The following is a 10,216-nucleotide window of genomic DNA, read 5'->3' as shown; positions in this document are numbered from 1 at the left end:
TGCTGTGCAGGGGGCCCCGCCTTCCGGCGGGGCCCCCTGCACAGCAGCGCCCGAGTGGTATTCAGCGCCGACGGCTGCGACCCCGGCCACGGGCCGCCCATCCGGTCCCGACTCCGCCCACGTGCAGGGCGAGGAAGGCGAGTCCGAGGAACATCAGGCTCGTCGGGGCGAAGACCAGATCGGTCGACGTCTCGGTGACATGAAGGATGAACGCGATGGCGAAGAGCACGGCCGCTACGAATGCGAGCATCTGGCTTTCTCCTCAGGAGTGACGGCCGGCCGCGCCCTGTGGCTGCGGCTGCACCGTTGAATGCCGAGTTCCCCCGAACCGGCCGCACATTCGTGCGAGCGCACGCCCGGTTCACGCCCGGCGTGCTGGGCAGGTACGAGGTGCGGAGTCCGGGGTGGGCGAGCAGGGGAGTGTGCGGTGACGGTGCAGACGGGCTGGGAGTTCTCCGACGATCGCGGACAGGTGGCGTCGGCCGCGCGAAGGCCGTCCACGGTGGTGGCCTACATCCAGGCAGGAGCCACCTTGTGGGACCACGGGGTGCCGTGCGCGGGCGTGTTCGGGTCGCTGCACGACGGGGCGACCCTGGACCGGGCGAAGGCCGGGGCGCTTCCGGTGGCCGGGACCCCGTATCTCGGGGCGGGCGGCACGCTCGACGTGGAGACGCTCCTGCGCGGCGATCCCGACCTGGTGGTGGCCGTCAGCTACGGCGGCGGGCAGGTGTACGGGTTGGACCCCGGGGTCGCCAAGCAGTTGGAGGAACAGGTCCCGGTGGTCGTGATCGACGTCGGGCAGAGCCATGAACTCGGCGAGATCCGGGCGAGGTTCGACGCCCTCGCCCGCTCGCTCGGGGCCGAGCCCGACCCTGAGGGTGTACGGGTCCTGGGCGCGGTCGAGGAGCGGCTGCGGGCCGTGAGCTCCATGGCCGGGGCGCCCCGGGTGCTCGCGCTCTCGTCCGCGGGGGCGGAGCAGGTGCATCTGGCCAGGCCCGGCGCCTGGGCCGAGTTGCGCGCGCTCACCGCGTGCGGGGTGGACCTGGTGGAGCCGCCCGCGGAGGGCGGGGTCAACTGGTCCACCGTGGGCTGGGCGGAGGCGGCCGGGCTGCGGCCGGAGGTCGTGCTCGGTGACGTACGGTCCAATGCCGGGACGCTCGACGTGGAGTTCGCGCGCGGCGCCCGGGTGGTGGCGTGGAATCCGGAGGCTCCGTGCACCGCGTGGGCCCACGCGGAGTTCCTCACCACGGTCGCCGGCGCGCTGGAGGGCGCGCCGGCGGTGTGACACCGGCGTGATGCTGCGGGTCCCCGGTCTCAACCCGCCTTGATGCGGCGGAGCTTGAGCGTGTTGTCGGTGCGGGTGGTCGGGGTCCCCTCGGGGTCGTTCTGGATGCGCTCGTGCTCCGTGCTGACCAGTACCTCCCACGCGCCCTCGGGCAGTGAGAGCGAGGCGAGGACCTCGTCGGGGGTGGGGAGGTGCACGCCCGGGTGCGGGTCCTTCTCCCAGTGGGGGAGGCCCGAGTGGCCCTCGATCAGGAGCGTGCCGCCGGGCGCCACGGCCGCGGCGGCCCTGCGCAGGATCTCCTCGCGCGGGAACTCGCCCATGGAGTGCAGGAATTGGGCCGAGACCAGATCGAAGACGCCTTCGGGGAAGGAGTCGGTGAGATCGTGCCGCTGGAAGTCGACGCGGTCCGCGACCGCCGACTCCTTCGCGTGGGCGACCGCGCGCTCCAGAGCGACGGCGGAGATGTCGGTGGCGGTGACCTGCCAGCCCTGCCGGGCCAGCCAGATCGCGTCGGCGCCCTCCCCGCAGCCCAGGTCGAGGGCGCGGCCGGGCTCAAGACCGGCGACCTCCTGGACCAGTGCCACATTGGGGTTGCCGCTCCAGATCCGGTTGCTCTCCGCGTACCTGGCGTCCCAGAACGCCACGCCCCCGACGGCCCTGCGGTGCGCGTCGACCGCCAGCCGGGTCTCCTCCTCGATCAGGTCGGCGTTGATCGCGGCCCCCGCACGCACCCCGGCGCCCGCGGCGCCGATCACCTGGTCGACGAGGTTGGTGACGTTCCCCGCGACCCAGATGCCGGCGACCTCGGTCGCACCTGTCGGGTCGGCGGCGATGTAGCTGCCGAGGACCTGGCCGTCCCGCTCCAGCTCGGTGGGCCTGAGGCCGAGACCGGCCAGGAGGCCCGAGCGGGCGGTGAAGCGCGGGGTGACGACCAGAGCCTGGACGGGGACGGTGCGGCCGTCGGCCGTCGTCACGCCCGTGAGCCGGTCGTCCGCCACCTCGACAGCGGTCACTTCGCCGGCCACGACCGTGATGCCCCGGGCCGCCAGCTGCTCGTACTCCTCGTCGTCCGGCGTCGGCGCGGTGTGCAGGAAGAGAGTGATGTCGCTGCTCCACTGGCGCCAGAGCTGCGCGAGGTGGAAGGCGATGGGACCGGTGGCCAGGATGCCGATGGCCTGGTCGCGGACCTCCCAGCCGTGGCAGTACGGGCAGTGCAGCACTTCGCGGCCCCAGCGTCCGGCCAGCCCCGGCACCTCGGGCAGCTCGTCGGTCAGCCCGGTGGTCACCAGGAGACGGGACGCGGCGTACGACCGGCCGTCGTCGAGGGAGACGTGGAACCCGCCGCCGGGGAGGTGCTCGGCCGAGGTGACCGTCCCCGCCGTGAACTGCCCGCCGTAGGACGCCACTTCCCTGCGGCCCTCGGCGAGCAGCTCCGCGGGTGCCATGCCCTCGCGGGTCAGGTACGTGTGGACGTGCGCGGCCGGGGCGTTGCGCGGCTGCCCCGCGTCGATCACCAGGACCGAACGCCGGGCCCTGCCCAGGGCGAGGGCGCCGCTCAGGCCGGCGGCGCCGCCGCCGATGACCACGACGTCGTACTGCGTCTGCTCTGTCTGTGAAGTCATACGGAGAGAGTCCGCCCGCGGCCCGCCATTTGACAAAGTTTCTTGCCGGGGCGGCAAATGGAAGGATGGCAGACGACGACCTCGCGAACGTACTGACCGCTGTGGGCCCACGGCTGCGCGCCCTGCGCAAGGAGCGTGCGATCACCCTGGCCCAGCTCGGCGAGGCCACCGGGATCTCCCTCTCGACCCTGTCGCGGCTGGAGTCGGGGCAGCGCAAGCCGACCCTGGAGCTGCTGCTCCCGCTGGCCAAGGCGCACGGCGTACCGCTGGACGAGCTGGTGGACGCGCCGCCCACCGGTGATCCGCGCGTCCATCCGCGGCCCTTCACCCGGTACGGCAAGACCTTTGTGCCGCTCACCCGCCACCTCGGCGGACTGCAGGCCTACAAAATGGTTCTGCCGGGACGGCCGGAGGAGAGCGAGGTGCCGGAGCAGCGGACGCACGAGGGGTACGAGTGGCTGTATGTGCTGGAGGGGCGGCTGCGGCTGGTCCTCGGCGAGCACGACGTGGTGCTCGCCGCCGGTGAGGCCGCCGAGTTCGACACGCGTACGCCGCACGTCTTCGTCAGCGCGGGGCCCGAGCCGGCAGAGATCCTCTCCATCTTCGGCCGGCAGGGCGAGCGCATGCACGTGCGGGCCAGACCCAAGGGCTCGTCGCAGACGGCGAACGGGTCCTAGCGCAGCCGGAAGGAGTCGGCCAGCGTCTCCATCTGGCTGGTGAGCATGGTGCCCGCCCGGTGGCCCATCCCCGCGTACTGACCCGAGACCTCCAGGCTGACCGTGCCGTGCAGCTGGGACCAGACGAGCATGGTGCCGGCCAGCGCGATGCCCGTGCGGGCGTCGTCGGGGGCCAGGTCCGCGTACTCCCGCAGCCATGCGGCGACCCCCTCGTCCTGGGCGGCCCAGGCGGTGAGCTCTGCGGCCAACGGGCTTACGGCATCGGTGAGTTCACCCGAGGCGAAGATCTTCACGAAGGGGCCGAGCACGGCGCGGGCGCGCCCCACCGTGTCCGGCGGGGCCGCGTAACCGGGCAGCGGGCTGCCCTGGATCAGCAGATAGCGGTGGGGTGCGGCCGAGGCCCAGCCGAGGTAGGCGCCGGCCAGCAGATGCAGGGCCGCCCTGGGGCTGTCGGGCAGGTCGGCGGCGGCGTGGCCGATCGCCGTCGCGGCGTCGTCGTACGCATCCCGCACGAGGCTGGTGAGCAGATCGTCGCGATTGCTGAAGTACCGGTAGAGCGCGGGCCCCGAGAGGCCCACTTCCTTGGCGATACGGGTGAGCGCCACGGCCTCCGGCCCGCCCTCGGCCAGCTGGCGCAGGGCGATCTCCTTGATGTCCGCACGGGTCTGCTCCCGGTAGCGGGCCCGCGGGCTCGACGGTGCGGCTGTCATGGCGTCCTCCAGTGCGGATGGGGTCGACGCAGACGATACAGGACGTCCTCATTGCGATCGTCGATCGCAAGAGTTACGGTGTCTAACAGAAGCGAGCGATCGTAACTCTCAACCAATGGGGAGATCACCATGTCCGCCACCGAGACCGAACTCCACGTCGTCCTGGGCTCCGGCCCCGCAGGCACCACTCTCGCCACGGAGCTGGCGCGCCGCGGCCACCCCGTCCGGCTCGTCGACCGGTCGGGCGCGGGTGACACCATCGAAGGCGTTCAGCGACGCAAGGGGGATGTGGGCACTCTCGAAGGGGCGCTGGCGGCGATAGAAGGAGCCGCCGTCGTCTATCACTGCGTGAATGTCGCCTACGAGCTCCAGATCGACGTGATGCCCGGCATCCAGCAGGCGATTCTGGGCGCGGTGGAGGCCACCGGCGCCCGGCTGGTGGTCCTCGACACGCTCTACCCGTACGGCGAGACGCACGGCGAGGTCATGACCGAGGAGACGCCGTGGCGGGCCACCACCCGCAAGGGCCTGATGCGTGCGGAGCTCGACGAGAACTATCTGGCCGCGCACCGCGAGGGCCGGGCCAGGGTCGTCCTGGGGCGCTCGGCCGACTTCACCGGCCCCGGCGTCATCAACTCGTCGCTCGGCGGGGCGGTCTTCCCCGGCGCCCTGACCGGCACCGACGTCGGTGCCCTGGGTGACATCGACCTGCCGCACAGCTATACGAACATCCTCGATGTGGCGGCCGGCCTCGCCACCCTGGGCGAGCACCCGGAGGGTGACGGCCGCGTCTGGCATCTGCCGACCGCCCCTGCCGTCACCACCCGCGAGGTCTTCCGGATGATCGAGGAGCGGGTCGGGCAGCCGCTCAGGACCGTCGTGCTGGACGCGCCGCGCGCCTTCGGCCCGTTCGACCAGGCCTTCATGGACTCGTACGGCGAGCTCTTCTACCAGCACACCGAGCCGCAGATCATGGACTCCGCCGCCTTCGAGGAAGCCTTCGGCGTCCGGCCCGTCCCGCTGGCCGACACCATCGGCATGGCGATCGACTGGTACCGGACGCTGCTCGCCGCTCAGCCCGCGAACGCCGGCTGAGGCACCCCCTGGCCTGCGTCCGGGAGCACCAGCAGGGAGCCCGACAGCGGGTGCGGGGAGTCAAGCCCCACACGGGCCGTCGTGATGTACAGGTCGCGCAGGTCCCGGCCGCCGAAGGCGCAGGCGGTCGGGCGGCGTACCGGGAGCGGAATCGTACGGTCCAGAACGCCGTCCGGGGTGTAGCGGCGGATCTGCGCCCCGTCCCACAGCGCGACCCAGACGCAGCCCTCCGCGTCCACGGTCAGCCCGTCGGGGAAGCCCGCACCCGCCTCGACCGATGCGAACTCGCGCCGCCCCGAGATCCGTTCGCCGTCGGCGTCGAAGACATCCACCCGGCGCGTCGGGCTGTCCACGTAGTACATCCGCGAGCCGTCCGGGCTCCACCCCGTCCCGTTGGACACGGCGACCGTGAGCTGCGGCGCCACCGTCCCGTCCGCCGCGAAGCGCGCCAGCGTCCCGCCCCCGGCCGCCTCGTCGTAGCGCATGGTCCCCGCCCACAGCGAACCGTCGGGCGCCACGGCCGCGTCATTGCCGCGGCGGCCCGGCACGGGGTCGCGGTGGAGCCAGCCGAAGGCGCCGTCGGGTCCGTAGAGCCCGATGCCGTCACGGAGGTTCACCACCAGGCCGCCGCCCGCCCGGGGCTTGGCCGCGCCCACGTGCTGGGGGGCCGTCATGACCGTACGGCGGCCGCTTCCCGGTGCGTACGTGTGGATCCGGGAGGAGAGGATGTCGACCCAGATCAGCCGGTCAGCGGCCGCGTCCCAGGTCGGGCCCTCGCCGAGCTCGGCGAACTCCCGCACCGCCACCTCGGCCGCGCTCACGCGCTGCCCCGGTGGCCCAGCCGGGTCGAGAGCTCCCCGGCGCCCTTGAGCGCCAGCTCGGCCAGCTCCGTCTCGCGCTCCTCGTTCCACCGGATCATCGGTACGGAGATGGAGAGCGCGGCCACCACCCGTCCCGTCCGGTCCCGCACCGGGGCCGCCACACAGCTCACGTCCGGGTTCGACTCGCGGTGCTCGGCGGCGATCCCGCTCTCGCGGATGTCCGCGAGGGCGATGCGCAGATCGTCGGGATCCGTAATGCTGTTGGGTGTCATCGGGACGAAGTCGCGCCCCGCGAGCCGGGTCTCCAGCTCGGTCTCGGGGAGCGAGGCGAGCAGCATCTTGCCGACCGAGGTGCAGTGCGCGGGCAGCCTGCGGCCCGCGGCCGACACCATCCGGACCGCGTGTGTGGAGTCCACCTTGGCGATGTAGATGACATCGGTGTCTTCCAGGATGGCGACATGGACGGTCTCGTCACAGGTCTCGGCGACCTCGCGGGCGACCTGCTGCCCCTCGGCGGCGAGGTCGAGCTTCTCCGCGTACCTGCTGCCGAGCTGGTACGTGCGCACCCCGAGACGGAAGCGGCCGGCCTGCTCGGGGATGGCGGCCAGATAGCCGCGGGCGGCGAGCGTGGTGAGCAGTTCGTGCACGGTGGTGCGCGGGAGCTGCAGCTTGCGGGTCACATCGGGCGCGGAGAGCGTCCCGTCCCCTTCGAGGAAGAGCTCGAGTATGTCCAGCGCTCTTGTCACCGCAGGGACCAGTCGTCCCATGGTCGTCCACCCACCCCATCTGTTCGAAACTCCGGCCAGTGGTCGGAATGACGAACACAGGCTATCCATAGCGCAGTTCGCGGGGCAATGCTTGTGCACACGGCAAAGGGCCGCGCTCCGCGGAATGCGGTGCGCGGCCCTCGGGAGAGCGGGGTCAAAAGACCAGCGGGGTCAGGCGACCGCGAGCTCGACCTTGATGTTGCCGCGGGTGGCGTTCGAGTACGGGCACACCTGGTGCGCCTTCTCGATCAGCTCCTGGGCGGTGGCCGCGTCGACGTTCGGGATGGACGCGGTGATCGCGACCTCCAGGCCGAAGCCGCCCGCCTCGGTCTTGCCGAGGGAGACCGCGGCCGTGACCGTCGAGCCCGAGATGTCGGCCTTCGCCGCACGGGCGACGACGCCGAGCGCACCCTGGAAGCAGGCGCTGTAGCCGGCGGCGAAGAGCTGCTCCGGGTTGGTGCCCGCGCCGCTGCCGCCCATCTCCTTCGGCGGGTTGACGACGACGTCGAGCTTGCCGTCGCTGGAGGAGACCCGGCCGTCACGGCCGTTCTCGGCGGTGGCGACAGCGGTGTACGCGACGTCGATCTTCTGGATAGCCATGGTGAGACGGTTCCTTTTCTGCTGGTACGCCGCGACTCGCGCCCACGATCGCGACGGCTGCGGCCGAGCTTACTTGCTGAGCGAGACGAGCATCTTGCCGGTGTTCTCGCCGCGCAGGAGACCGAGGAACGCCTCGACGCCGTTCTCGACGCCGCCCACGACCGTCTCGTTGTACTTGAGCTCGCCGGAGCCGATCCAGTCCGCGACCTCGCTCACGAACTGCGGCTGGAGTGCCGCGTGGTCGTTGACGAGCATGCCCTGCAGTCGCAGCCGCTTGCCGATGATCAGCGCCATGTTGCGCGGTCCTGGGGTCGGCTCCGTGGCGTTGTACTGCGCGATCATTCCGCAGATGGTGGCCCGGCCGCCCACGTTGAAGGAGGTGATGGCCGCCTCCAGGTGGTCGCCGCCGACGTTGTCGAAGTACACGTCGATGCCGTCGGGGGCCGCCTCGCGCAGCTGCTTGCCGACGGGGCCGTTCTTGTAGTTGAAGGCGGCGTCGAAGCCGAGCTCCTCGACGAGGTACTTGACCTTCTCGTCCGAGCCGGCCGAGCCGATGACCCGGGCGGCTCCCTTGAGCCTGGCCATCTGGCCGACCTGGTTGCCGACCGCACCCGCGGCGCCGGAGACGAAGACGGTGTCGCCCTCCTTGAAGGATGCGACGTCGAAGAGGCCCGCGTAGGCGGTCAGGCCGGTCATGCCGAGCACCCCGAGGTAGGCGGAGAGCGGGGCGAGCGAGGCGTCGACCTTGATCGCGTGCTTGGCCGGTACGTCGGCGATCTCGCGCCAGCCCAGACCGTGCACGACGTGGTCGCCGACCGCGAAACCGTCGGCGTCGGAGGCGATGACCTCGCCGACCGCGCCGCCGTCCATCGGCTTGTCCAGCTGGAACGGAGGGGTGTACGACTTCACGTCGTTCATGCGGCCGCGCATGTACGGGTCGACGGAGAAGTAGAGGTTGCGGACCAGGATCCGGCCCTCGGCGGGCGCTGCCACCGGGGCCTCACGCAGTGCGAAGTCCTCGGGGACGGGCCATCCGCTGGGGCGTCGGACGAGGTGCCATTCGCGGCTGACCGTGGGGAGTGCGGACATGGGTGAGCGACCTCCTAGAAAAGCTTTAGATGCTCAAACAACCATGCTCCCCAATATTTGAGATTGTCAAGTAAGTGTGGGGCGCGTCGCTGTTGGCGAAAGCTGCTAGCAGAACCAGAACCAGTGGCAGGTCTCCGACGGCGAGGGTGTCGGCGTGGGTGTGGGGGTCGGCTGCGGCGCCGGCGCCGATGCGGTCGGCTGTGCGGTCGCGGGTGCCGTCGGCTTGCCGCTCTCGCTCCCGGCCGGAGGCGAGGAGGGCGGGGCGTTTTCGGGGGGAGCGGCGGTCGCGGTCGCGGAAGGGGCGGGTCCGCCCGGGGTGCCGCTCCGGGACGCGGAAGGAGCGGCGGACTCCGCGTCGGCATTGCGCGCGGTCGGTACGCCCGAGGGCCGGGCCGGGTCGCTGCTGCCCGAGGCCGCCGGGCCCGACGGCTGCCCCGTGGGCCGCGCGTCCTCCCGTACCGCATCCGCGGACGTGTCGTGCGGTCCCTCCGTGCCCAGCTCGGCCAGGCTCAGCGCGGCGGCGGCCAGCATCACGCCCGCCACCACGAGGAGCAGGGTGCGGCGTCCGCGGCGGCGCTTGCGGGACCGGCCGCGCGCACGGGCGTGGGGCTTGGCGCGGCTGGAGCGGTGCCGGTCGCGGGGGCGGGCCTCGGTGTCGGCCGGGTCGACGGTGATGTCGTAGACCGTGGACCCGACGGGCTCGGGCGTGCTGAGCCGGTCCGCGGGGGTGCCGCACCCCGCACAGGCGAGCGCGCCGTTGAGGTGCCGCCGGCACGAGTAGCAGTAGTCCATGGCGCCCGAACGCTATCCGCACAGGCACGAACAGCGGGAGCGGGTCCTGTGAGGATCTTGTGTGGAATCTCTGGTTCCGGAGCGTGTCGGTACGACAGGGGAGGATGGACGCATGTCGCCCGACCAGCCCGCCGCCGCCCGCCCTCTTACCCCGCTCGACTTCCAGCTCGTCCTGCTGCGCCGGATGGCCGACCACCAGCCGGACCTCGTCGAGGACGCCCGCCACGAGCTGGGCGTCTCGATCGCGGAGATGCGCGAGTCCAACCGCCGCTGGCAGGCGATGGTCCGCTCGCCGCGCTCGCGCGGCGCCGCCCGGCGCTACCGCTCGGTGCTCGGGGCGCCGGAGGCCGTCGTACGGCGGAAGATCGGCGACCTGGAGTGCGAGGCACTGCTCTGGCCGGTGCCCCTCTGGCCCGGCCTGCGCTTCGAGGTGCTCACCGCACCCGGCGGCGCGGTGTGGAACGAGTGGCTGGTGCGCGCGCCGGGGGCGCCTGGACCCGTGCTGCGTACGGCCGACGACCTGGTCCCCTGGTCGTGCACGGTGGACGAGGTGGCCCGCGCTTTCGCCCCCGTACGGCCGATGGAGGGGACCGCTCCGACCCGGTGGCGGCTCGCCTTTACCCCACCGGGTGGGGGGCCGCATATCGCCGACTTCACGTGGGGGCTGCTGCAGCAGGTGCAACTCCCCGACACGTGACCGTAAAAGCTTGCTTTCTGGTGATCCGTCAGAAACACACCCTTCCGGCGCATCCCAGCGC

12 protein-coding genes are annotated in these 10,216 nt (G+C 71.9%); 4 read left to right on the top strand and 8 right to left on the bottom strand.

The window, feature by feature from the left end; translation table 11 throughout:
• Positions 1 to 61: 61 nt before the first annotated feature.
• Positions 62 to 250, bottom strand: coding sequence for a hypothetical protein (locus tag J0695_RS20805; RefSeq protein WP_206963624.1), 189 nt, complete (start codon positions 248 to 250; stop codon positions 62 to 64).
• A 177-nt stretch (positions 251 to 427) separates the two neighbouring features.
• Between J0695_RS20805 and J0695_RS20800 the strand changes: the two genes are divergently transcribed.
• On the top strand, positions 428 to 1,285 hold the full coding sequence (locus J0695_RS20800; protein ID WP_206963623.1) for a substrate-binding domain-containing protein: 858 nt from the start codon (positions 428 to 430) through the stop codon (positions 1,283 to 1,285).
• A gap of 29 nt (positions 1,286 to 1,314) precedes the next feature.
• On the opposite strand, the gene J0695_RS20795 is transcribed toward J0695_RS20800, so the two are convergent.
• The gene (locus J0695_RS20795) at positions 1,315 to 2,907 is read right to left on the bottom strand and encodes a bifunctional NAD(P)/FAD-dependent oxidoreductase/class I SAM-dependent methyltransferase (RefSeq protein WP_206963622.1); all 1,593 of its coding nucleotides are present in this window, start codon (positions 2,905 to 2,907) and stop codon (positions 1,315 to 1,317) included.
• 65 nt (positions 2,908 to 2,972) lie between these two features.
• On the opposite strand from J0695_RS20795, the gene J0695_RS20790 reads away from it, so the two are divergent.
• Complete coding sequence (locus J0695_RS20790) at positions 2,973 to 3,584, top strand: helix-turn-helix domain-containing protein (RefSeq protein ID WP_206963621.1); 612 nt, start codon at positions 2,973 to 2,975, stop codon at positions 3,582 to 3,584.
• Here J0695_RS20790 and J0695_RS20785 read toward each other — a convergent pair.
• Complete coding sequence (locus tag J0695_RS20785) at positions 3,581 to 4,294, bottom strand: TetR/AcrR family transcriptional regulator (protein WP_206963620.1); 714 nt, start codon at positions 4,292 to 4,294, stop codon at positions 3,581 to 3,583. The two genes, J0695_RS20790 and J0695_RS20785, sit on opposite strands and share 4 nt — an antisense overlap.
• Positions 4,295 to 4,423: 129 nt before the next feature.
• Here J0695_RS20785 and J0695_RS20780 point away from each other — a divergent pair, with 129 nt between their 5' ends.
• Positions 4,424 to 5,389 (top strand): NAD-dependent epimerase/dehydratase family protein, encoded by a 966-nt coding sequence (locus J0695_RS20780; protein ID WP_206963619.1) that lies wholly within the window; start codon positions 4,424 to 4,426, stop codon positions 5,387 to 5,389.
• Here J0695_RS20780 and J0695_RS20775 read toward each other — a convergent pair.
• From J0695_RS20775 to J0695_RS20755, 5 genes are all read right to left on the bottom strand, one after another.
• Positions 5,368 to 6,210: an SMP-30/gluconolactonase/LRE family protein gene (locus tag J0695_RS20775; RefSeq protein WP_307798706.1), complete on the bottom strand. Its 843-nt coding sequence runs from the start codon at positions 6,208 to 6,210 to the stop codon at positions 5,368 to 5,370. The genes J0695_RS20780 and J0695_RS20775 overlap by 22 nt on opposite strands.
• Positions 6,207 to 6,977 (bottom strand): IclR family transcriptional regulator, encoded by a 771-nt coding sequence (locus tag J0695_RS20770; protein WP_206963618.1) that lies wholly within the window; start codon positions 6,975 to 6,977, stop codon positions 6,207 to 6,209. The genes J0695_RS20775 and J0695_RS20770 overlap by 4 nt, the downstream gene beginning before the upstream one ends.
• Positions 6,978 to 7,148: 171 nt before the next feature.
• Positions 7,149 to 7,577: an organic hydroperoxide resistance protein gene (locus tag J0695_RS20765; RefSeq protein WP_206963617.1), complete on the bottom strand. Its 429-nt coding sequence runs from the start codon at positions 7,575 to 7,577 to the stop codon at positions 7,149 to 7,151.
• 69 nt (positions 7,578 to 7,646) lie between these two features.
• A complete protein-coding gene (locus J0695_RS20760) occupies positions 7,647 to 8,666 on the bottom strand; it encodes an NADP-dependent oxidoreductase (RefSeq protein ID WP_206963616.1) in 1,020 nt (339 codons plus the stop codon).
• Between the two features lie 105 nt (positions 8,667 to 8,771).
• On the bottom strand, positions 8,772 to 9,458 hold the full coding sequence (locus tag J0695_RS20755) for an SCO2400 family protein (protein ID WP_206963615.1): 687 nt from the start codon (positions 9,456 to 9,458) through the stop codon (positions 8,772 to 8,774).
• A 112-nt stretch (positions 9,459 to 9,570) separates the two neighbouring features.
• On the opposite strand from J0695_RS20755, the gene J0695_RS20750 reads away from it, so the two are divergent.
• A complete protein-coding gene (locus J0695_RS20750; protein WP_206963614.1) occupies positions 9,571 to 10,155 on the top strand; it encodes a hypothetical protein in 585 nt (194 codons plus the stop codon).
• The last annotated feature ends 61 nt before the right edge of the window (positions 10,156 to 10,216 follow it).

Origin of the sequence: Streptomyces beijiangensis (assembly GCF_017315755.1) — a bacterium.
GTDB classification, from domain to species: Bacteria; Actinomycetota; Actinomycetes; order Streptomycetales; family Streptomycetaceae; genus Streptomyces; species Streptomyces beijiangensis.
This window is presented reverse-complemented; position numbering and strand designations above follow the sequence as displayed.